Source organism: Veillonellaceae bacterium, from assembly GCA_012523975.1.
GTDB lineage: Bacteria > Bacillota > Negativicutes > JAAYSF01 > JAAYSF01 > JAAYSF01.
Genome location: JAAYSF010000042.1, coordinates 14,882 through 38,327, shown reverse-complemented (window position 1 = coordinate 38,327; position 23,446 = coordinate 14,882). Strand labels below are relative to the sequence as shown.

The window sequence follows — 23,446 nt, the reverse complement described above, 5'->3', positions numbered from 1 at the left end:
TTGCTACTATCATTATCTCCATTATTAAAAATCCTATTATGCTAGCAAAGTCTGACAGATCGACAAAAGGGATGCAAGCAATTGCACCCCTTTATCATTAACTGAGTTTCTCGATTAGATTATCCGTTAACCTTTTTAATAGCTCCATTGTAAGCCTGATTTCTTCAGGCGTTATCTTGTCAACATGAATTCCGCCGGTTACAACAACATTCTTATTTAGTTTGGCGGCGAGGACATTTGATACATAGCTTGCCGCGTGGTCATCCTTATGCCCCACTAAATTAAGCACCGATGTTGTGGCACTGGTCCTCCCTGTATCTGCTAAACTCAGCCTTGGAATACTTAATGTGACGCAGCCAATATGAGGACTGTCGCCCCCTGAAATGATTATACATAAATCCTGCCCTACAGTAATAGCCTTGATATTTATTTTAATCCGACCGATTTCTCCAGTTAACTCATGCACAACATCACCCTCTACACTTGACGCAACGCGGCATTTTCGCCCCATCTATTAAAGCCGGTTACTTCAATTCCAAATTTATCGAGAACCTTGCCAACGATATGCCTATTCATATCCTCCAGGCTAAGAGGCTTATTATAATAAGTTACCATCGGCGGAACAAGGATAGCCCCGGTTTCAGCCAACGCGAGCATGTTTCTTAAGTGAATGGTGCTCAGCGGACTTTCTCTGGGTACGACTACCAAAGTTCTTCGCTCCTTAATTGTAACATCGGCAGCTCTCAGCAACAGATTATCAGAATAACCGCTGACGACTCCGGCAACCGTTTTCATGCTGCAAGGGACGATTATCATGCCTTCTGTTTTAAAAGTCCCGCTAGCTATACTGGCGCCGATATTCTGTATATCATGAACTTTATCAGCTAAGTTTTTCACTTGGTCCAGCGTGTACTCTGTCTCTTCCGCAACCGTTAGTTCAGCGCCCCGCGAGATAACTAAATGAGTTTCCCATTCCGATTGCTGACCGAGGATTTTTAAGATTTCGATACCCAATATTGCGCCGCTTGCGCCACTCATCCCAATTACTATTCTTTTTTTATTATTGCTGATTGAATTATTGTCCATGGTGAAACCTTTCTATACATCTAATAAATTTCTAACTTTACCGCCCGCCTAGCGAAGCAAGATTATTTACAATTCGACCAATCCCATTAGTTATCCTTGCCAAACTTTTAAAAAAGGAACGTATAAAAGACAAACCGCCTACACCTCGACGGTAGACGGCTTTCCAATTTACTGTCGTTTAGGAATATACTTGATCAAACACAACAGAGCCATGACACTAACGGCAATTATAAAATATAAAAAATATTGCACTTAGATATAACCTCCCTCTAAAGTAACAGTCTATTATTATCCTATACTTCTAATAATTATGCTCGGAAATTTTTTGATTTTTGTTAGAACTGGTTTTCACGTCTAATTTACCTAACCTAAAAAAGCAGTAAACTCCGCATTTTTATTACTGCGGAGTTTACATTTATAAAGGTAAGCTATTGCTGACCAGCTTTTCGATAAGCATGTCTTTGGTTATCGGCCTGCTGATATAATATCCCTGCACATAATTACAGCCCAAATTTTGGACTAGTTCCATTTGCTGGACGGTTTCCACTCCCTCGGCTATCACCTGAATTCCAATCCCATGAGCCATACAGACCAGGTTTTCCAAAACCTTCTGCGATTTTTGATCATGGGCAAGACCGGCAATAAAAGATTTATCTAGTTTTAGAACATCGAGCGGCAGCCGCGTTAAGTAGTTAATTGAACTATAACCTGTTCCAAAGTCATCTAAGCAGATTTTTATACCCAGTGACCTAATCTTATCAATTTTAGCCTTAATTTGTTCAAACGATTCTATTAAAACTGTCTCGGTTAGTTCAATTTTAATACTGCCGGCAGAAATACAATTTTCCTGTATTGCTTGTTCAATAATATCAATAAAATCCTCTTGGGCAAACTGCATTACCGAAACGTTTACAGCAATGTAGATGTTTTTAAATTCCAAATCCTGCAGCCGTCTAACCATTTTAGCCGCTTCGCTAAAAGCCCATTTCCCCATCGGATGAATGAAGCCAGTGGACTCTGCTAATGGAATGAAGACATTAGGCGGTACTTGACCATGCTCTTTAGAGTTCCAGCGCATAAATGCTTCAACACCTACTAATTCGTGCGAGTACACATCAATAATCGGCTGATAAACTAAGGACAATTCGTTGTTTTCGATAGCGCTTTTTAAATTTTGCTCCATACACTGCCGGGCTTTGACTTCCTCTAACGCCTTGTTGTCATAAACAACACATGAATTCTTCCTAGACTTAGCCTGATAGAGAGCGATATCGGCCTTTTTTAGTAAGTCGACCACACTATTTCCCTGTTCTGGATAAAAGGCAACGCCAATACTGGAGGTTGACGAAAACGCTATCTCGCCTATGTTTACCGGCATCGCAATAAGTTCGAGTAAATAATCAAGAAAGTCCCGCGTCAGCTGTTCGTTATACCCCCGTAGAAAAAACACAAACTCATCACCGCCAAAACGAGCGCCAAACACTTCTTTGTCCAGCAACGATTTAATCCGTTCAGCGATAATTATAAGAAATTCATCACCAACATCATGACCATATGTATCATTTACCAGCTTAAAATTATCTATATCAAGAAAAACCACCGCGCCATGCCCGGCACCAGTTTCCGGCGCCGCTAATTCCTCCTGCAGCGCTTTTTGAAAAGAGTGACGGTTGGGCAAACCGGTAAGCGTATCATGGAAAGCTAATTTATTGATCGCTTCAGCTTGCTCGATTAGCTTCATATTTTTTTCAGCCATTTCGATAACTTGTTGCTGAAGCCTGATTTCGGCTGAAACAACTTTTCTAAACGCTAAAAGGCCGATCATCAAGAAGATAGTTATTGAACCAATGGTAAATAACAAGCCATTATACTTGGAATGTTGAACGATCTGCACAATGCTGTCTGTCTTTGCGGCAACGTCTCGTTCGTGAAATAACACAATGTGTTTCATGCCTTCATTTACGCGTTCCACATAGAGCAGGCTGTTTTCCATTTGCCGCTGGGCTTCGCCATAATTATTATTTTTATCGGCGGCGATAACTTGAAAAACTAACTTCTTATACCCCTCCCAGTTTTGTCTTAAATAATCGTATAACGGCAAATCTTCGTCAGAATAATTAAAATCGTAGAAATAGGCTTGATCAATTTCCTTAATTTCACTTAAAATCTGATTTTCGATATACGCCTTCTTTTCGATATTTGTCGTGGCTCTTAGCCTCGAAACTAACCACGGAACTTTACCAATCTTGGCCTGGCATTCGATTACCCGGCTTAACTGCCGTACATCGTGGTTTCGCACCTCTAATACGCCGGTTTCCACTTTTACTAACTCATCGATAAAGAAACTTCGCGAATAAAGGATAAGACCAAGCACACTGCAAAATAAAACTGCCAGAATAATTTTATTCGACTTCAAGCGAAGTACTTTCCCCCTTATAGAGCTAAGACCAACCACACCTATGTCTGAGGTCTTCACGTTATTTTAACTAATTTTATAGTTCGTTTCTCTTGACACATGTCCTGCAAAAATCCTGGCAGAATCGTCACCAATAGTCCAGCCTACTAATACTATATAATAAATATAAAATTGGGGATGAATATTGTGAAGATTACCCGGTTTCGCATGCTGATCTGCCTATTGATTCTGTGCGGCTTAATGGCGGGGTTTGCATCAACAGCTTTTGCCGCTCCCAACCTTCACTGGGAGACAGAGCAAGTTTATTATGATAATCAAGGCCGCTTGATTATCGCAGGCTATTTTTATAACAATGGTACACGAACAATCACTTGGGTCAATTGGCAAAAGATGGACGTTTATTTCCGGCAGCAAAATACAAACTGGTGGCTGCAAGCCAGCGGCATATTCAATGATTTAAATCTTACTTTGTACCCCGGCGAGTCTAGGCGTTGGACCTTTCGGATAACTAATGTAGATTACGCCTATTTCGACTATTGGAATGTCAAGTGGAATGTAAATTATCAATATCACTAAATAAAGAAAACGGATGCGTTAACTCAGCGCATCCGTTCTATTTTTTAAATGGTATTACGTTTTTAATATGATTTAGCGGTTAAGGGAGGCAATCTGCTGAACATCCTTATCGCCCCGGCCTGATAAATTCACAATCATGATATGGTCTTTTGGCAGCTTAGGCGCCAGCTCGATGGCATAGGCAAGCGCATGCGAGCTTTCCAACGCTGGGATAATCCCTTCGGTCCGCGACAATAGGTAAAAAGCATCTACAGCCTGCTTATCGGTAACGGCCGCATACTCAACCCGACCGCTATCGCGGAGATATGCATGCTCAGGCCCGACACCGGGGTAATCAAGCCCGGCCGAAATCGAGTAGACCGGAATAACCTCATTATTATCATCCTGCAGAACGTAGCTTTTAAAACCATGCAGAACCCCTACTCTCCCCAATGTCATGGTAGCAGCGTGCTGATCAGTATCAACACCTTTGCCGGCGGCTTCAACACCATAGATTTTTACACTCTCATCACCGATAAAACCGCTGAATATTCCAATCGCATTACTGCCGCCGCCCACACAGGCAACTACACTATCCGGCAGTCTGCCCTCAAGTTCCAGAATTTGCTGGCGCGCTTCGAGGCCAATACAGCTTTGAAAATATTTAACAATACTTGGATATGGATGCGGACCAACTGCTGACCCCAAAACATAAAAAGTATCATTGCAGTTTTCAACCCAATAGTTAATCGCTTCATCGACAGCTTCCTTTAGCGTCTGCGTTCCGCTCTTAACTGCGACGACCTCGGCCCCCAGCATTTGCATCCGGAACACATTAAGCGCTTGCCGCTCAACATCTTCTGCTCCCATAAAAATTTTGCATTCCATGCCGAATAAAGCCGCGGCAGTGGCGGTGGCAACGCCATGCTGACCGGCGCCGGTTTCAGCTATTACACGCTTTTTGCCCATCTTTTTGGCTAGCAGGGCTTGACCGATTGCATTATTGATTTTATGCGACCCGGTATGGTTCAAATCTTCTCGTTTCAGATATATTTTGGCGCCGCCTAATTTCTCAGTAAAACGCTCGGCATAATACATCAGCGATGGTCGGCCCACATAGGCTTTCAAATAATGCGCGAGCTCCTGCTGAAAATCAGCGTTGTTCCGGCATTCCTCATAGGCTGCGGTAAGCTCATCCAACGCAGGTACCAATTCATTAGGTACATATTGACCGCCAAACTCCCCAAATAACCCTCTCTTCTCATCGTACATCTTTTCTACCTCCAATATTTATTTGCATTTAAGACTCAAGCATGACCATGTAATTGGTATTTAGCAATATCGACAGCCTGAAACTTGACCCGTTCATACTCTTTAGGCATAGGGTAATGCGCTGTGGCATCAAAACCGACTTTTGCCGTCAGGCCGTTTTTGGTAACTGGGTTTAATTCATGCCCAAAAGCATTATTTATTAAAACGATATCGCTTGCAGGATTAAACCGGGTGCACATGGCCCATTCAACATCTTCTGCATCATAGATATCAACATCATCATCTACTACAATTACCTGCTTCAGCGGGGGAAAAGCTGCCAGTGTTGCCAAGATAGCATTGCGCTGTGTTCCCTCGTATACCTTCTTGATTTGAACAACGGCATGGTAAAAGCCGCCACCGCCATGACTAAGGTATACCCCCTTAATTCCCGGAACCTGCCGGGAAACCAAATTGTAAATATTAGCTTCACCCATCAAGCCTACCGAATTAAACACCTCCTTGCCAGGCAATAGCGTATGATAAATCGGCGACTTGCGATGACTGATAGACTTGATGTTTACAACCCAACGTTTATCGCGCTTAGCATAATAACCGGCAACTTCGCCGAAAGGTCCCTCATCCTCCCTTATGTTCGGAAGGATTTCGGCTTCGATAATAAATTGCGCGTTGGCAACGCCTTCGACATCGACTGTCCGAGCTTTGACAAGTTCGACCGGCCGTCCGAGCAGAGCGCTGGCAATCCCCAGCTCATCAGTATTTATCGGCGCCGCCGAACCAGGGACAACAGCAGCTATATAAACCGAAGGATCAATACCATTCGAAATAGTTATCTCAAGCGGTTTACCGCGGCGTTCAGCCCGTTCATAGTAATCCCGCAAGTGCCGCCCCACATCCATCAACATCGTCATACGTCTCGCGCCCGTGACCATCATCCGATGAATAGATAAGTTACGCACCCCCGTATCCGGGTCCTTAGCAATTACCACACTGCAGTCGATATAAGGCCCGCCGTCCCCAAGCGCGTGAGTCGGAATCGGGAGTTTCTCCAAATTAGGGGTTTCCATTACCACCTCAGTGGCCGGACCATGTTCCAGCACAACAGGAGCAACCGGATCTTTCTGCCAGGCGGCTACTGCCTCAGAAAATAGCAATGAAAGCTTTTCAACTGGGCAGCCAAAGATTTTGGCTAAAGCATGCCGATTCCAATATAAGCCTGTAAATACGGGATATTCATAACCATCAACGTTGTTGAAAAGGACAGCCTGTTTCCCTTCAAACTTCCGCGCCACCCCTGCCAGCTCATGCTTTGCGCTGACCATGTCTTCCACAGTCACCAGACTTTTCGACTGCTGCAAGAACTTAATACAAGCTTGTAAGTCAAAACCTTCCTGTTTGATTGGAATTGATTTGTTCACCTATACCCCCCCTAAGCAAGAAAATCAAAAAACCCCTCATCCCAAGAATAAGTTCAAGGGACGAGGGGTTAACCCGCGGTGCCACCCTAATTGGCTATGCAAAACAGCCCGGCTTGACTAAGTACAGGACCAATAGTCCGATACCCGCTTCCTGATAACGGCGGAAGATTCCGACAGCGCCTACACCAAAATCAGCTCGGGCTGCATCTCCTAGGTCCATTCGACATGACGATCAGTGCCAATCTCCCACTGCCATTGGCTCGCTGTAACTCTCTTTTCATGTGTACTCTTCCTATTCATCAATATTAAAGCTATCTGTTTAACCAGAGTATAACAATAGTTACACAGAATTGTCAATCCCCTCAAAAATTAAATATTTCCGGATTATTTTCTAAAAAGTTTACATTGTTACACTTTTCCATTGACAAAGTCGTCGATAAGTGTAAAAATGTATTAAAGTTACTTCGTCCTGCAGGCGTATATAACGTGAAAACTTTAATTTGTAAAAAATGATGATTGGGAAAAAGCAAATCTATTTTTTGTTGCAGAGAGCCGGTGGTTGGTGAAAACCGGTACAGATATTTTTGCGAAGCTCACCCATGAATTCTTTTGCTGAGAGTAATCCTATTTTAGGCAAAAGCGTGCAGCCGCGTTAAGGTTATCAGTCAGTTTTTATAACTTACTGAGTAATGAGCCTAATATAGGGTGGTACCGCGATAATATCGCCCCTATTGACAATGTGTCAATAGGGGTTTTTTTATTCTCGATAATCGGGATCAATCAAAAACTATGGCGAGAGGAAGATAAGTATGGGAAGTCAAAAAACAGGTCCAATCGGCACGGCCTTTGCGATGGCTGCTGTCTGGTTTGCAACGCATAGCGGCGGGGGGTTTGCCACCGGCAACCAAGAGGTTAACTTCTTTGTAAAGTATGGCTGGGTTTCAGTCTTTCTGCCAATCATTGCTATGCTAATTTTAGGCTGGGGACACCGTAACGCGCTTGTCTTAGCTAAAGACTTTAAAACCTATGATTATAAGAGTTTTGGTGATGCGCTTTTTCACCCCTACGAAAAATATTTTTCCGGCGTATTTGAATTTGGCTTTATTATGTTAATTGCTTGCGGGGTAAGTACTTCCATCGCCGGAGCAGGCGCTCTGTTGAAAAGTTCATTGGGTATTCCTTACGGAATTGGCATTGTCGCTGTCGGAATTACCTTGCTGTTATTGACCATCTTTGGGAGCAATCTGATTATTAAAGTCTTAAAATACAAAACGTATTTCCTGATCGTTACTTTGCTGATGCTCTGCGTTCTGGGTATTCAAATGGGCGCTTTTAACTTCCAGCACATTATGACAACCCGAGAAGCCTTTGGCACCAATTTTGGCGATGCAGTTTGGTACAGTCTAATCTATATCGGCTTTCAAGCCTTTACTGTTCTGCCCATCATTTCGGTATCGCATAACATCAAAACTACGAAAGAATGCAATATGTTTATGCTGTTTGGCACCCTGTTAAACGGCGTCTTCTTGGCAGTTATCTGTATTATGTTGCTAGGGTTCAGTCCTGAAGTGCTTAAGCAGACCCTTCCAGTCTACTATGTTACAACTGAGCTTGGCATACCGTGGCTGAAAATTTTATACAGTGTTATACTGTTTGTGGCTTTGCTTGGTACTGGAATATCCTTAGTGTTCTCCTCAGTAGCCCGCTTCGAACCAGTCCTGGTTAAAAAGAATATCTTAAACAGCCTACGTGCTCGGAGAATCGCTATTTCTTTCATTACTATCGCAATATGCACTGGCATCTCGGTATTTGGCTTAACTAATATCGTTGTTAAAGGTTACGGTTCGGTTGGTTATATTGGCTTACTCTTTGTTCTGCTTCCGGAAATTGTCGTCGGTACAATCAAAATCAGAAAGAATGCTAAAATGCGCAAAGAGCAGGGCATAAGCGAAGCAGTTTAATACTCTAATAAAAGGCTCCGCAGACTAAAAACGTCTGCGGAGCCTTTATTATGCCTAATTGAATTCTAAACCCTAAATTGGCTGACGGCCTCCTGAAGGTCCTGGGCCAGCTTGGAAAGACTTTGACTGGAAGAAGCAATTTCCTGCATACAGGCTGATTGTTCTTCTGTAGCGGCTGATACCGATTGGGCCTGCCCAACTGCCGCTTTACTCAGTTTGTCTATGTCTTTTACCGAGGCGACTATTTGTTGACTGCCGCTAGCCATTTGCTGCATAACAGCCGAAATTTCTCTTACTTGCCCTGATACACCTTCTACCAACCCAACAATTTCTTCAAAGGCCTTTCCGGCTACAGTAACAACTTCGGTCCCTACTTTAACTTCACGCGTACCTTCATCCATAGCTACAACAGCTTTATCGGTATCGTCCTGAATTTCACTAATCAATTCCGCTATTTTTTTGGCTGCCTCTTGTGATTGCTCAGCCAACTTACGGACTTCTTCGGCGACAACGGCAAATCCTCTTCCCTGCTCACCCGCCCTGGCTGCCTCGATGGCCGCATTAAGGGCCAGTAAGTTCGTTTGCCCGGCTATACCCGATATCGTATCAACGATCTGCCCGATTTCCTTCGATCTCTCACCCAATTTTGCAACGACTTGCGCAGAATTGTTAACAGTTGTTTCAATATTAGCCATCTGATTTATGGCTTTTTCTACCGATGTATTGCCTTCTTTGGCTTTATTAGCAGCTTGCGCTGAATGGGCGGCTACCTGGTTAGAAGTAGCTGCTGCCTGCTGAATCCCGGCAGACATTTCTTCAACAACGGCAGTTGTTTCATCAACAGCCTTTAATTGCTGTTCTGCACCATAGGCAACTTCATTGATATCTCCGGCAACCTGCGTAACAACTGTGGCCGACTGCTCAGCGCTGGCCGTCAATTCTTCCGAAGATGCTGCGACATGCTCAGCCGACTCTTGTATGTTGCGGAGAACTTTACGCATGTTTTTATTTAATGTATCAAATGCCTTTGCCATATCACCAAGCTCATCTTTGCGCTCCATAAGTGACGCATCAATATCCTTTGAATAATCACCGTCAGCCATCTCCATCGTCCGTTCACGAAGGCTGGCAATCGGCTTGGTGAAGAGATTCCCCAAATAGAATGCAAGCAGAACTGATAATACAAGCGAAATTACGCAGAACAATACCTGCATCATTATTTGCGCTTTTAACTGACTTGCTAGCTCCTGCGTCTTTACAGCAACAAATTTATCGATATCGTCTGTCCAGTTACCTGTGCCGACAACCCAGTCATATGGCTCGAACAACATGGAATATGCACGTTTAGGCGACTCCTGGGTTTCATTAGGTTTGGGAAATGCGTAGTCAGTATAGCCGCCGCCCGGTTTCTTCCCGTTTTCAAGGAACCCTTGAATAAAGTGATATCCTTTCGCATCTTCAGCATCAATACGCGATTTTCCTTCCGTATCCTGGCCAAGCAAGACGACATTTACGCCTTCCGTAGTATCTATCCAGAAGTAATTACCATTATCGAACCGGAGGTTTCTAACGATGTCAGCGCCGCGCTTTTTGGCATCAGCTTCCGAAAGCAGCCCTTGTTGCTGCTGATTGTAGACGTCCTGCAGTAAACTTACCGCCGTTTCTACCTGGAGCTTAATACTGCGGTCAAACTGCTCATAAAGAAGGGTGCGATACTGATTCACCGTCTTCTCATTGTCATCGATACTCCTGTAGATGTTGTAAACACCAACTAGCAGCGATCCAATCAATCCGGTTAATATCATTGCCAATATAATTTTGTGCTTAATCGAGTTAATCTGCATCATGTCGCCTCCTTAATGTTTTGATAAGACTAGTGTGTTTCAGCCTCCTTACTCTTTGAAACCCATGCCTAAAAAAAAATTCAGGCTTCTGCCTGGGAGCGCGGAATTTCACGGTGGTATAACATATTCGCAACCTGGCAGTCATCGACAATTCATCTTTAGACCCATAGTTTTGCGTCCTTATCTTTCGATAAGTTTGGCAAGTGTAAAATTTTTAGACAAGTTAAATCTGAGTTGACTTAATTTTACAGCTTTTTAAAAATTTTGTCAATATTTCCCGATATTAATGTATATTTTGTAGGATTGTCAATTTACCCGCTGACCAAAACGCTTGATAAGCTTGCCTAAGCGAGTCTCACGCTATCCCTTCCTACCCTGAATATAGACCTGAATTGGAGAAGTATGCTCCGGCTCTAAGGTACGAAATTGCAGCCTGGCATAACGAGTAATTGTGTCAGGCATTAGCACTTCAATCCCGTTTGGAGGGATTATTTGTGGTGGAACGTTGTCACTCCAATCATGGCCATTCAAACTAAGCTGTAAAGAAGCCTCAACCGGGAAATCGCCGCTATTGTGCAACTCATAAGTATAGTTAAAAATCAAAACATCGAGCGCCGAAGAATATGTATATTCATTGGTAGCCAAAAAGTCTTCCCTCACATCTAAAGTTGGCTCACAGCCAGGTTTGTCCGGCTGCGCATAATGAACTTCGAGAACAGGCCAACAACGGGCATCGTCCCATTCACGGCTGCAAAACCCAGCGCGCCCGCCACTAGTTTCATCGCTTACTCTAATGAGTACCCCGAAGTTTGCCTCTGCCCCGCTGTACCAATTAGCAGCTAATGACGTTAGCCGAAAGGCTACAGCCATGCCCGGCTTCCCCTTAAGTTCAATGACATCTACAGGGCATTCAGCAATCAGCGGGTGACGCCGCCAGGATATCTTCTTAGGATTATATTTAGAAATCACCTGATACACTTCGATTTTAGTATCTGCGGCCAGTTCGCACAGCGATAAATATAACTTCATTTGTACATTAACAATCGGCAAACACTGCGGTAACGAAGACATATCAAATATTAGCAGGGTACGATAATATTTTCCTTTATGCGCCCCGATTAAGAGTTGTTCATCATAATAACAGCGCTTCGGGCTGGTTGGGCCACTGCTAACGATATATGTATCGACAATTGGCGGTTTTATATATATTACCCCATGCTATCACCCCTATCAATATCATATTCCGGCAATGAAAATAGGTGAATAGCATACTTATGCTAACCTAATATGTAACGTTTACAATGACCTCTCCATATAATGAATACAGGATGACTTATTATCCTTCGAATAAAGTAAAGGAGTTGTAATTATGGCTAACTTAAAGGTTTTACAAGATCAACCTGAAAAGTTAAAAAGCCAACTTTATGGTTTCGACGGCACAAATGTAGTGCCATTACTGGCAGATGAAACTGGCAGAACTAACATCCGTCTTCTTACTAATGCCGACACCGTGACTGCTGTAGCAAACGACCTAGATATACGTGATCTGGCCAATACAACTGATAGCGTCTCTGTATACGGTAATGACGGCACCCAAAACCGCATCATTAAAACTACCGAAACTGGTCAGCTTGATATCAGGCCGCTGACGAGCAGCGATAATGTTACAGTTACTGCCACCGACCTCGACATCCGTGATCTGGCTAATACAACCGACAGCGTCGCAGTATACGGTAATGACGGCACTCAAAACCACATCATTAAAACTACTGACACCGGCCAGCTTGATATCAGACCGCTGACAAGCGATGATACCATTACCGCTGTCATGAGTATTGCCCACACAGAAACTGACTTGGGGGCCTTCGCCACAACGGATACCTACACCGGCACGCCCGGTCAAGACGTCAGCGTTTGGCGCACCTTTACCTTCTTTGTAGAAAACACTTCAGCAGAAGCAAATTCGGCAGTTTTTAAACTACAAATCAGCCCGGATAATACTAAATGGGTAGACGACAGCGCCGAAGTAACCTTAGATCAGGGAGCATTTAATATTGCATCAACTTCACATTATCTTCGCTACGCACGTGTTGCCTACAAATCCCAAGCCCCCGGGCAATCTGCGAATTTAAACATAACCTTTCAGGCTCAGGCTTAAAGCCTGCACAAAAAGACTCCGCAAGCTTTCTGGCTTGCGGAGTCTTACTTATGGGGTAGGGAGATCAAGCTCATACCAGATTACAGTTAAATCAGCAAAAAGCTGTACATCGGCTGCTGGATTCAACAAAAACATAGAAACTCCTATAAATTGCCCGGGTGGTACTATAATTTCCCCATCAAACCTTTCCGAGAATCGCCCTTCATCGTTTATGAAGAGGACAAGATCTGTTCCTAAGATGTTATTGGCTCTTTCAGTTTGAACTACACTCGTACCGTCGGCAAAAGCAAGATTCAGCACTCGTTCCTCAGCGGCCACTTCTACAGTAGCGGTTGGGTTTTTTCGTATGGCAACTCGAATACCTGGATTGTTAGTTGGAACATCCTGATCAAGCACATTGCCGCCAATTATTTTATGCAGATACATGAGCCGTCCGGAGTTTGCCGGATTGCGGAGAATAAACCCGCGGTTGGATTCAGTAAGATCAAAACCGCCTGCTACGGAAAATAATCGGCCGATTTGCGACTGTGTACTGGCGCTTGGCAGTGCTGCTGTTACATTATGCATATCTGTCCTAAGTGTCCGAATCCGGTTGTCAACACCCTCGCCACAGACCCGGATACTGTCATTAGCACAGGTTAGCGAGCGATTGCCTATTTCAGCAACCATATTTTCGATACTGCGGACCTCAGTTTTTATCTCATTTAGGCCAAATATTTCATTAGTAAGCAGGTTATTAGTCAGTCCAGTATTGTTTTCGATAATTCGGATCTCATTCTTCAACTCAGGGATACCAAAAGTCGCATTGTTTAGCAGATCGTTGATTTCGATGATTTCATTTTTAATTTCATTTAAACCGAAAACCTCGTTGCTAAGCAATTCCTCAATATCTCGTACTTCGTTTTTGATTTCTTTAAGCCCAAAAACCGAATTGCTGACAATATCATTAATTTCGATGATTTCTTCTTTTATTTCTTTCAAACCGAATTTAGGGTTATCCAATTTGGCCTCAATTTTACGAATTTCATCGAGCAGTTTACAGAGAATGATGCGGTCTTTGATACCACTGGAATGGTCGTTGGTACACTCTAAAACACAGTCTATGGTATCCTTAAGTTCACTTAAACAGGTGATTATATCAGCGACCTCTTTTGGATCACAGCACGGCGAAAACTTTTTACGCTCGTCCTCGCGAGTATTATCCATTAACATACCTCCTTATACACTCCACTAGTATATAATATGTGTTATGAAACTGTTCTGTGAGAAAAGCGAAATGTAATAAAAAATAAGGTCTGGAGCACATTTTTAAAAATGCGTTCCAGACCTTGTCTTTTTTATGGTGCGCCCGGGAGGACTCGAACCACCGGCACGCAGTTTAGGAAACTGCTGCTCTATCCACCTGAGCTACGGGCGCACGTATTTAATACAAAAGACATTATAACAAATCAATGGTATGTTGTCAAAGACCATTGATTTCATTGGGTTTAATGGTACAGGCAATTGTTCAGCACCTAATCGGTTAAGCGTTCTTCCTACATGATGACAGGCTCTACCTAATTCGGCGCAAATGGATATCTTTATTAACGCATTTAATCGGAAACTGGGATTGCTACAAACTTTTCAGATAGCTTCTTCTTTTGCTTCTCTTCGTACATGAGCTTATCGCTATGCTGAATAAACTCATATACATTTCCAAATGAATCATCATATATTGCTATACCGCAACTAAATTGGATACGGTAAGCTCTGTCATTGCTATCATTATATTCATCAATTTTATCATGTAGTATTTTAACATACTGCTCTAATCTTTCTCTTCTTTTCTCATTCAGCAATAGAATAAATTCGTCACCGCCCCAACGGATGGCAAAACCTATTTCGCCAAAAACTTCTTCCAGTTTTCTGGCAAAGAACTTTAATACTTTATCACCCTCCTGATGACCATAAACATCATTAATTTTTTTAAAGCCATCTAAGTCAATATTGACCACTGACAAAGTAATATCGCTTTTTCTGTTCCAAATTGAAATGTATTCCTCATAAGCCATTCGATTACCTAACCCTGTTAGTGGGTCACGTTTCGCCTGTTCGTGCATAATGTAAATATAGTTAATAACGACTGCAAGCCCTATACTATTCCAAATCGTTAAATAAATGAAATAATACAATTGAAAAATTGACAGCACAGCAGGAAAAAGCGTGAGCGAGCCCAGTATGATTAGTTCTTCTTTGCTCACTTTCTCATGATTATCATATAAAAACAGTAAGTGTATTATGTAATAAAAAAAGCTTGTCATTGGTGAAACAAAGAATAAAGGCCCCCGCACATATAGGTTTTCATCAGTTATGCTAAAAATTAAATTAAAATGATAACTACCTAACGATAAAATACCATTAATAATAAACGGAACTGCAAGCCAACCAAACGTCTTTATAGATATTTTTTTGAACTTATTTATTTTTTTATAAGCGTATAGCATTGCAACAATTGGCACTACTGGCGTTAATGTGAATCCTAATGTATCAACCAATTTATGTACAACAATGTAATTAATATACTCACTAGAATTTAATACCACACTTAAAATTTCCAATATCAATATAAATGTCGTTAAGCATATTAATATCCAAAACAGCCTATGAGCTTTTTCTTTTCTATTTAGCCTAAAACAACCATGCACAACAATGCTAAATAATAATATTACCATAAAAATATTCAACTGAATTGCAAGGATTGTATTAATCGACATCACTTCCTTCAATAGCTACAGCTATGAACATCTCAATAAATGAAAAAACCAGACGTTTAGTCTGGCAAAAATCATTTTGGCTCGACCAAAACGGCAACCTGACCGTCATAATACCCAATGGTATCTTAGACTCATGGCTTTGCGTCCTTACTTTTCAGTAAGTTTGCCAATATTTACTTAAGATAATTTTAACTCTTTTTTACAAATTAATCCACATAAATATTGTATTTAAGCCTATTTGGGAGTTAATAAATTAAGCCGAATTAGAGTTTAGCATAACGGCAGATGGCCCAAATCGGCACTTTGGCAGTAATTTGGGCAATAAAAACAATGGTTCCAAGGAAAAAACCTTGGAACCATTGTTTTTGGAAACCGCTGCTCTATCCACCTGAGCCATTGGCGCAAATTAACGTTAATTAGTATAACACCTTAATTACTGTGAACCAATTGGAAGACAATTTCAATCGACTTCTAAACACCATCATCTAGCTTGCAGCATAAAATGAAACAAAGACATAGAAAGGAGACATAAATAAGTGGACGGCGTCGAAGCATATCAGAATCTCACAAAAAATAAATTCGGTTTCTGGAACTATGGCCCAAGTTCCGTAAAAGCAAGACTCGACAGCACGGATATTGTTATTCCTTACGTTCAGCCTAAACCGATAATTGGTAAAGACAGCAAGTTATTCGTAATAGGCTCTTGCTTTGCCCGTGAGCTAGATTTCGCGCTGGCTAAGCGGGGCAGGCTCTGCCTCCACACTTTAGAATATAAGCACCAGGCAGAAACAACCTTGCGAAATCGCGGCTGCTCTATTGAGGAATACGGCATTAGCAAGTACAACTGCTTTTCTGTCTTGAATGAATTAAGATGGGCCTTGGATAAGAAGTTTCGGTTTCCTGAAGAGGCTATTGTTCAAGACCCTCGTAATGGCCTTTTCGTAGATTTGCATGGCGGCGGCGGAACCCGTATTTTTAATGGGGTACCGGACAAATTAGATGCTCTGCAGTATCGCCAAGCCCTGATGACCAATGTTTTTAAGAAAATTACCGAATGTGATGTTATTCTGATTACACTCGGCGTAGCTGAGGTCTGGTTTGATAATAAAACAAAATTATATATTAATATTTCCCCTACCAGCAGCATAAGTGAAAACTACCCGAACCGTTTTTCATTTGAAGTATCGACCTTTAATCAAAATATGGCTGCCCTTGAGGAAATTTATACGCTTTTAAAGCAGCATTGCCGGCCCGGCTTCCGTATAATCGTAATGATGGGCCCTAGTCCGCTATATGCTACTTTTACGAACAGGGATATTCTAACTGCTAACACTTATTCAAAAGCTATGCTGCGTACCGCGGCTGACTGTTGGGCTCAAGCCCATGAAGAAATCGAATACTTCCCCAGTTTTGAAATGGCGATGAATTCTCGCCGGGAAACGGTATGGCGCGATGATGCCATCCATTTACAGCCAAGCTTTACTCTGGCGATTATTGACCATCTATTAAGCGTATATGATGCTTGAGCTTATAGTCTACACTAAGGGAAGGAGAAAACTATGCGAATCCTTATTTGGTGTACGGTAATTTCTATTGGGGGCGGCTCCCGATTATTAACTAATCTGCTTAAAGCCTTCGCCAGCAATCCTGAGGTAGCCTCTATATCGTTGGTAATATCCTCAGAAACACAATTCAAGGAGCGGACAGCAAATATCGATAGTTCAAAAATTAATATCGTATATTGGGAAGATTCGCCCGCCTTCAATAATTATATAAATGAAGCCGACGTGGTCTACTGTTTTTGGCCGCATGGCCAGGCCTGCCCAAAAATTAATAAACCTTATGTAATAACCTACCATGATACTACCATCCTCGACCATGTGCCCCCCTTTGTTACCGGCTCCTTTACCCGACAATATTGGGAAACCTCAAAAGACTGGCTAGATACGGTCACTAAAATTGTTGTTTCTTCCGAACATGTAAAAAGTCGGCTAATTGCGCATTTTGGTGAAAAGTGCCGTGAAGCGGCTGTAGTTCCCCATGCTATATCGCCTGCCAAAGCCTTCGCTGACGTCCCTACGGAAACAGGACTAAACTTACCCGCAGAATATATCATTTATCCGGCTAATACCTCCCCGCACAAAAACCACTACAACCTTTTACTTGCCTATTCTAAATTTGCCCAGCGCAAAAAGCTCCCGCTTGTTTTGTTCGGTTACCTTACCGATCAGTTGCGTAAGCAGCCTCCGGAGTGGCCGGAAATAGCTTACCTACCTACTTTGACATCACTGATTAAGCGGGTTGGACTCGAAGTTGATAAAGATTTATATCCTCTCGGCTATATAGGCGACAGCCTAGTTACGCCATTAATAAAAAAGGCCAAGGCATTAATTATGCCCAGCCTTTCTGAAGGTGGCGGCAGTTATCCGGTAGAAGAAGCCCTTAATCTGGGCATCCCGGTACTATGTTCTGATATCCCCGTTATGAGGGAACAATTAGCCAAACGCAGCGCTAAAGTGATTTGGTTCGATCCTGAATCATATGAATCGATTCTAGCCGCCCTTGACCGGTTAGTTACCAAATACGACAAGTACAAAAAATCAGCCGTTAAAGGCTCCTCAGATATCACCTATAATTGGGATGACGTCGCCCGGCAATACCTGGATGTTTTCCGCTCAGCCATCAATGATTTCAACTCCGAGAATAAATAGCCTGCAAATATTCTTTGGCAACCTCCTGCCAGCTTCTTTTTAAAAAGCCGCTAAATGCGGCTTTTTGTTGTGAAATATGGCCGCTGCCTAGCTGCAAGGCTGCTATCGCTTCTTTTATACTCGCGGTCGAATAGGGATCGAAAGTGATTAAATGTGCCGTACTTTCGATCACCTCAGTAACAACCGGTATTCTGCCAAAAGCCACAGGGGTATCCATCGCAAGCGATTCAAATATGGGAAACGGGCAGCTGCCTTCAAAAAGCGTCGGTATTATCGTGCCTGACGCATAGCGGTAAAGGGCCGGTATATCGTTAGACGGCAGTCGGCCTAAGAACCGTACTAGCGCACTGATTTCACTAGGATACCGTTTTAAAACCGACGCTATCTCTTGACAGTTTGGACTGGTCTGATAATTGTCGGTTATGGCCAACTCAATTTCAGAACCCTGGCCTTCCGCGCTCCGACGAAATTGTAAAAAGGCATCAATTAGCCTGGCATGATTTTTATGCAGCCGAATAACTGACGGATAAACGATATACCGATTAGCCAACTGATATTTTACTTTAAACTCGCTTTCAGGCGTTACTTTTGCAAGGTCAGCTTCCCTGAGGATTGGGGCCGGCCTTATAAGCCGGACTTTATCTGCTGGAAGCTTTAAGTATGATAAACCTTCATTATCTCTAACGTACTCAGAACTAAATACTACCATCTCAGCTTTCTCAGTTATGGCTCTGGCCAGATAGTCGATGCGGCGGCAAAAATCGGGGTAGATATTATAATATCCTTCTCTGAAATGAATATATACAAGGTCGTGTAAACATACGATTATTGGCTTCCGTAGTTTAAGCGCAAGTTCCATTCCGACGTAGGGTACCACCCACACATCAATATCGCGTTCCTCAATCAATTTTATATCCTGGAAATCGTTTATTTGGATACTATCTTCAAAAGAAGCTGCTACTTGCGAAAAGATTTCTCGCACTTCAGCAGCATTCTCTTGATTCGTGCTTACGCTTATTTTTAGATTAGCATCAACGCCCAGCAAGCCTTCAGCGAGGCGAACTGCGTAGCGCATAATGCCTTCGCCTGATAAAGCTACTTTTCCCTCATAGCCAAGAAAAATTCCAATATTCATGGTAATCACCGAACCATAATTCAGTTTCTGCTTACAAGCGTTCAACAGCCCTGATAAGACAGTTGCATACATACTCAACTTCACGTTCCGAAATATTAGCATGCGTTGGTAAGTTTATTCCGCTGCGTGCAATCAACTCAGCGACCGGGTAAGATTGCCCTTCCGCAAGTCTGCTATACGGCGGCAATAAATGGATAGGGTAAAACACCGGCCGAGTCTCAATATTGGCATCGGCAAGGTCTTTCATGACTTCATCCCGGAAAACGGCTAATTCCGGCGGCAATAAAATTGTATAGAGCCAATAAATATTTTTTGCCCAGGGCTGCCGCGGCGGTAAAATGATTTTTTCATTCCCCGCGAAATACTGCTCATAAAAGGCGGCAACTTGCAAGCGCCGCTCAATATGCCAGTCGATTTGTTCCAGCTGCCCCAGTCCAATAGCGGCCTGAATATTGGTCATTCGATAGTTATAGCCGATACAGGTATGCCAAAACCGTTTCTTGGTGTCCATTCCTTGACTTTTCAGTAAGTTAATTTTTTTTGCCGCTTGATCATTATTGGTTGTAATTATCCCGCCTTCCCCGGTGGTAATCACTTTATTCCCATACAGGCTAAATACTCCGATATCGCCGATTGAACCGACTTTATTCCCATTATATTGAGCGCCATGCGCCTCGGCAGCATCTTCAATAACAAACAAATTGTATTTGCGGGCAATCTTCATAACTTGATCCATATCGACCGGGTGACCATACAAATGAGTTACGATTATCCCTTTGGTGCGCGCTGTAATCTTGGCTTCAATTGCTGCGGCATCAATATTCCAGGTTGCCATTTCTGAATCAATAAAAACTGGAGTTGCTCCGCAATAGCTAACAGCGTTTACAGTAGCGATATAGGTTAAGGTCGGTACGATTATTTCATCACCAGACCTAATATCATAAGCCAATAAGCTGAGATGGAGCGCCACCGTTCCGTTACTGACCGTTATCGCATGCTTAGAGCCGATATATTGGGCAAACTTATTCTCGAACTCCTCGATATACCTTCCCTTTGACGAAATCCATACTGACTCCAAGCAGTCCATTACATACTTGACTTCATTTCCAGCAAACGCAGGTGCTGCCACAGGTATAAAGTCCACAGTCTACACCCCTTTTCCATTTAATGTAAACCCACTCAATCTAAGTGGCGAATGATTCTAGCCGGAACGCCATAAGCGACTACCCGGTCGGGAATCGCCGAAACTACAACAGACCCGGCCCCGATTATGCTCCATGCCCCAATATCGATACCGGGCAACACAGTTGTACCCGCACCAAGCAAAGTTCCCGCCCCTACCGACACTCCGCCTGCCAGCGTACATCCCGGAGCGATATGACAGTGCTCCATTACTCTACAATCATGATCAATTGAGGCTTTGGTATTGATAATTACATTTTCTTTTACCATACAATCAGCGTTGAGTACCGCACCCGGCATAATTGCCGCGCCCGTAGAAAGATGAACTGTGGCTGCTATGACAGCCGAGGGGTGTGCTATGCTGACAATGTTGAATCCTAGTTTCTTTAGAATTTCATATAAATCCGCCCGCCGCTGATTATCGCCAATTGCAATAACAGCATTGCGTAGCCCGTTTCGAAAAAAGCTTTCCAACTGGCTGTCATCGCCAATAATTGGTATTCCATTAAGATGTTGGCCCATGCGGTCTCTTCGGTCAATAATCCCTACCAGCGTAAAGGTCTTTTGTTGCGCCAATATATCAATTATTACTTTTGCATGACCGCCGCCGCCAATAACAAGCAAATCGTTGCTATGGAACATATGCACTCCACCTAGTTATTAATTTAATACCGTCTGAATAATGCTAATATATTCGCGGGCTACATCTTGCCATGTACGATCCGGAATTCTAAACTGCCGGTCACTGCAAAGCTTTCTATTTTGCCATAACCGGCATATTGCTTTCTCCATATCCTTTACTGAATAAGGGTCAAAGGATATCACTTCTTTGGTTTTGGGTATCACTTCCCACACAACAGAGATATCACTGAAAGCTACCGGCGTCCCAACTATTGACGACTCCAGGATGGGAAATGGACAGCTTCCTTCAAATAAGGTTGGAACAATCGTCCCTGCAGCATACGAATATAAAGACGGCATCTCGTTTGCAGGAAAGCGGCCGGTAAACACAATGCTGTTACGAACTGTTTCATCCAAGCACTTAGGGGCTAACTCTTTGATTTCGTGCATGTCTGGGTAATGTAAAAAGTTATCAGTCATTATCAGCAGGAGATTAGTATCATATCCTTTGGAGCTATTTCTGAAATTGATAAAAGCTTCGATAAGGCGGTAATGATTTTTGTAATAGCGCATTGCCGAAGGATAGACAAAGTATGGCGTAGTAAAGCCATACTTTTTGCGGAAGGCGGCCTCTTCCATTATGCCGAAAGACTGATATTCCTCCAGGGGAGAGGCTAATCTTACAGTTTTAACCTTGTCAGGCGGCAGTTTAAGATAGCGAAGCCCCTCATTTTCTCTTACAAAATTTGAATTACACACAACAGCGGCAGCATTTTGCGCTAAATACGGAACAACGGTATCGATTAGCTGCGAATGATTATCCTGTGGCCGCTCAGGAAAATGGATATAACCTAAATCATGCAGACAAAGAATAAACGGTTTATTTAATTGAAGGGCCTTCCATAACCCGGCATTAGGAACAATCCAAATGTCTACGGCTGCATTAGCGTTAACTAATCCCACGTCATCGACTGCAATAAAGTTGATTCTGGTTCCATATCTACGCCCTACATGTGAGAATGCTGTTACAGCTTCCTCAAAGTTAACCGTATCAGTGACTAAAATAATTTCGAGCTGACTATCAACCGCTAGTAGTCCGTCAGCCAGTCTGATCATATGTCGTCCAATACCCTCAGCAGTCAGTTGAGCACGAAACCCGCAAACCCAGAATATCCCTATACGCAGCATAATACTAACTCCTTTGGCCGGAAATAGTGAAGTGATCTTCTTATGCTATTATATGTACCCTTAATTTTATCGGTGAATATACTTATGGAGACTAAAAAAACCGCTAGCGTGTAACTTTTACCATAAAGACTTATAAGGGCCGCCGGAGGACGGTTATTTCTTTTTTTATAAAACTGCTATGAAAACGAAAAAAGAGCTTTACGAAAACCTCGTAAAGCTCTTAAATATCAATGGCGACCCCGGCAGGATTCGAACCTGCGACCTTTTGATTCGTAGTCAAACGCTCTATCCAGCTGAGCTACGGAGTCATATATATTTATTTGGTGAACAAAAAGCATTTTATCACACCCACTATTTAAAGTCAAGCATTAACTTGTTCTAATGTAACTTGGTTATAATCAACAGCCTATCCACAACGAAAATACCGCAACGAAAATGATTTACCGACATTTCCACAATTTTATCCACAGCCAGTGACTAACTTTTATCGGTTTTCACAGGATTTTTCCACAATATCCACGATGGAATTGTTAACTTATCCACAGATAAGTGGTTTTTGTGGATACTTTTGTGGATAAGACTCCTGTCCTAGGCCTTCTGGCTGATAGGAAGCCCCTATTGCGGCAGTTTACCGCGTAAACTTATCCACAACGGTTGTGCGGAATACTAATAAGCCTTTCGTGAGGTGTGTGCCATGGAAATAAAGATACCTAGTCCTTTTGGACTAGGTATCTTTATAAATCGCCAGCTAAGCCGGACGGCTCCAGTCAACATGAACGTCAGTGGCTTCCCACATCCGGGTAAGCGCTAGCTTAAAGCTTTCAACATCTTGCGACGCTATAACCTGTCGAGCTTCAAAATCACGAATATCCGCGCCCGCAACGGCGATAGTATGTTCCTTGGCCAGATACTCCTCAGCCTCGCGACGTTTAGCATCATTAGCTAGTTTAACTTTAATCGTCTTAGTTTCAAGGTTGTATTCAACAAAACCATTGTCATTGCCATAATGAACAGCTACGCGATATACATCTGCCATAAGTACACCCACCTTTACAAAATAGAACGGCTAAAAATTCTCATATGAACTCATTATAACAAGCAGAACAGTTCCAACGCAAGTACGAGTTGGTTTTTATGGTAATATGA

The 23,446-nt window shown here is 42.7% G+C and carries 19 protein-coding genes, 2 tRNA genes, 2 riboswitches and 2 other annotated features; of the genes, 5 read left to right on the top strand and 16 right to left on the bottom strand.

The window, feature by feature from the left end; genetic code table 11:
* Positions 1-97 precede the first annotated feature (97 nt).
* The 3 genes from GX348_05790 to GX348_05780 form a co-directional block, all read right to left on the bottom strand.
* Positions 98-466: a hypothetical protein gene (locus GX348_05790; GenBank protein NLP41700.1), complete on the bottom strand. Its 369-nt coding sequence runs from the start codon at positions 464-466 to the stop codon at positions 98-100.
* A gap of 11 nt (positions 467-477) precedes the next feature.
* Positions 478-1,086 carry a UbiX family flavin prenyltransferase gene (locus GX348_05785; protein ID NLP41699.1) on the bottom strand — a complete coding sequence of 203 codons (609 nt, stop codon included), beginning with the start codon at positions 1,084-1,086 and terminating at the stop codon, positions 478-480.
* Positions 1,087-1,501: 415 nt separating this feature from the next.
* Entirely contained in the window at positions 1,502-3,502 is a 2,001-nt protein-coding gene (locus GX348_05780) for an EAL domain-containing protein (protein NLP41698.1), read from the bottom strand.
* A gap of 186 nt (positions 3,503-3,688) precedes the next feature.
* On the opposite strand from GX348_05780, the gene GX348_05775 reads away from it, so the two are divergent.
* Complete coding sequence (locus GX348_05775; GenBank protein NLP41697.1) at positions 3,689-4,078, top strand: hypothetical protein; 390 nt, start codon at positions 3,689-3,691, stop codon at positions 4,076-4,078.
* Between the two features lie 72 nt (positions 4,079-4,150).
* Here GX348_05775 and trpB read toward each other — a convergent pair whose 3' ends face one another.
* Positions 4,151-5,329 (bottom strand): tryptophan synthase subunit beta, encoded by a 1,179-nt coding sequence (gene trpB, locus GX348_05770; GenBank protein ID NLP41696.1) that lies wholly within the window; start codon positions 5,327-5,329, stop codon positions 4,151-4,153.
* A 35-nt stretch (positions 5,330-5,364) separates the two neighbouring features.
* Positions 5,365-6,747 (bottom strand): UbiD family decarboxylase, encoded by a 1,383-nt coding sequence (locus GX348_05765; GenBank protein NLP41695.1) that lies wholly within the window; start codon positions 6,745-6,747, stop codon positions 5,365-5,367.
* 53 nt (positions 6,748-6,800) lie between these two features.
* Positions 6,801-7,056 (bottom strand) — a binding site (T-box leader).
* A gap of 194 nt (positions 7,057-7,250) precedes the next feature.
* Positions 7,251-7,480 (top strand) — a binding site (T-box leader).
* Positions 7,481-7,556: 76 nt separating this feature from the next.
* Between GX348_05765 and GX348_05760 the strand changes: the two genes are divergently transcribed.
* Positions 7,557-8,708: a hypothetical protein gene (locus tag GX348_05760; GenBank protein ID NLP41694.1), complete on the top strand. Its 1,152-nt coding sequence runs from the start codon at positions 7,557-7,559 to the stop codon at positions 8,706-8,708.
* 65 nt (positions 8,709-8,773) lie between these two features.
* Here the strand turns inward: GX348_05760 and GX348_05755 are convergent, their stop codons facing one another.
* Positions 8,774-10,546, bottom strand: coding sequence for a HAMP domain-containing protein (locus GX348_05755; GenBank protein NLP41693.1), 1,773 nt, complete (start codon positions 10,544-10,546; stop codon positions 8,774-8,776).
* Positions 10,547-10,677: 131 nt separating this feature from the next.
* Positions 10,678-10,763: riboswitch (cyclic di-GMP riboswitch) on the bottom strand.
* Positions 10,764-10,912: 149 nt separating this feature from the next.
* On the bottom strand, positions 10,913-11,761 hold the full coding sequence (locus tag GX348_05750; protein ID NLP41692.1) for a DNRLRE domain-containing protein: 849 nt from the start codon (positions 11,759-11,761) through the stop codon (positions 10,913-10,915).
* 160 nt (positions 11,762-11,921) lie between these two features.
* Here GX348_05750 and GX348_05745 point away from each other — a divergent pair, with 160 nt between their 5' ends.
* A complete protein-coding gene (locus GX348_05745) occupies positions 11,922-12,710 on the top strand; it encodes a hypothetical protein (protein NLP41691.1) in 789 nt (262 codons plus the stop codon).
* 48 nt (positions 12,711-12,758) lie between these two features.
* On the opposite strand, the gene GX348_05740 is transcribed toward GX348_05745, so the two are convergent.
* The 3 genes from GX348_05740 to GX348_05730 all read right to left on the bottom strand — a co-directional run bounded on the left by GX348_05740 (position 12,759) and on the right by GX348_05730 (position 15,349).
* Entirely contained in the window at positions 12,759-13,916 is a 1,158-nt protein-coding gene (locus GX348_05740) for a hypothetical protein (protein NLP41690.1), read from the bottom strand.
* A 134-nt stretch (positions 13,917-14,050) separates the two neighbouring features.
* Positions 14,051-14,127, bottom strand: a tRNA-Arg gene (locus GX348_05735).
* A 175-nt stretch (positions 14,128-14,302) separates the two neighbouring features.
* Positions 14,303-15,349 carry a GGDEF domain-containing protein gene (locus GX348_05730; GenBank protein ID NLP41689.1) on the bottom strand — a complete coding sequence of 349 codons (1,047 nt, stop codon included), beginning with the start codon at positions 15,347-15,349 and terminating at the stop codon, positions 14,303-14,305.
* Positions 15,350-15,552: 203 nt separating this feature from the next.
* A riboswitch (cyclic di-GMP riboswitch) is annotated at positions 15,553-15,641 on the bottom strand.
* 358 nt (positions 15,642-15,999) lie between these two features.
* Between GX348_05730 and GX348_05725 the strand changes: the two genes are divergently transcribed.
* Positions 16,000-16,989 (top strand): GSCFA domain-containing protein, encoded by a 990-nt coding sequence (locus tag GX348_05725; GenBank protein NLP41688.1) that lies wholly within the window; start codon positions 16,000-16,002, stop codon positions 16,987-16,989.
* Between the two features lie 33 nt (positions 16,990-17,022).
* Positions 17,023-18,174, top strand: coding sequence for a glycosyltransferase family 4 protein (locus GX348_05720; GenBank protein NLP41687.1), 1,152 nt, complete (start codon positions 17,023-17,025; stop codon positions 18,172-18,174).
* Here the strand turns inward: GX348_05720 and GX348_05715 are convergent.
* The 6 genes from GX348_05715 to GX348_05690 all read right to left on the bottom strand — a co-directional run bounded on the left by GX348_05715 (position 18,155) and on the right by GX348_05690 (position 23,336).
* Positions 18,155-19,381: a glycosyltransferase family 4 protein gene (locus GX348_05715; protein ID NLP41686.1), complete on the bottom strand. Its 1,227-nt coding sequence runs from the start codon at positions 19,379-19,381 to the stop codon at positions 18,155-18,157. The genes GX348_05720 and GX348_05715 overlap by 20 nt on opposite strands.
* Positions 19,341-20,453: a DegT/DnrJ/EryC1/StrS family aminotransferase gene (locus tag GX348_05710; protein ID NLP41685.1), complete on the bottom strand. Its 1,113-nt coding sequence runs from the start codon at positions 20,451-20,453 to the stop codon at positions 19,341-19,343. The genes GX348_05715 and GX348_05710 overlap by 41 nt, the downstream gene beginning before the upstream one ends.
* Positions 20,454-20,488: 35 nt before the next feature.
* Entirely contained in the window at positions 20,489-21,133 is a 645-nt protein-coding gene (locus GX348_05705; GenBank protein ID NLP41684.1) for an acetyltransferase, read from the bottom strand.
* Between the two features lie 18 nt (positions 21,134-21,151).
* Positions 21,152-22,300, bottom strand: a complete 1,149-nt coding sequence (locus tag GX348_05700; GenBank protein ID NLP41683.1) for a glycosyltransferase family 4 protein — start codon at positions 22,298-22,300, stop codon at positions 21,152-21,154.
* A 231-nt stretch (positions 22,301-22,531) separates the two neighbouring features.
* Positions 22,532-22,608: transfer RNA gene (locus GX348_05695), tRNA-Arg, on the bottom strand.
* Positions 22,609-23,048: 440 nt separating this feature from the next.
* Positions 23,049-23,336 carry a hypothetical protein gene (locus tag GX348_05690; protein NLP41682.1) on the bottom strand — a complete coding sequence of 96 codons (288 nt, stop codon included), beginning with the start codon at positions 23,334-23,336 and terminating at the stop codon, positions 23,049-23,051.
* Positions 23,337-23,446 lie beyond the last annotated feature (110 nt).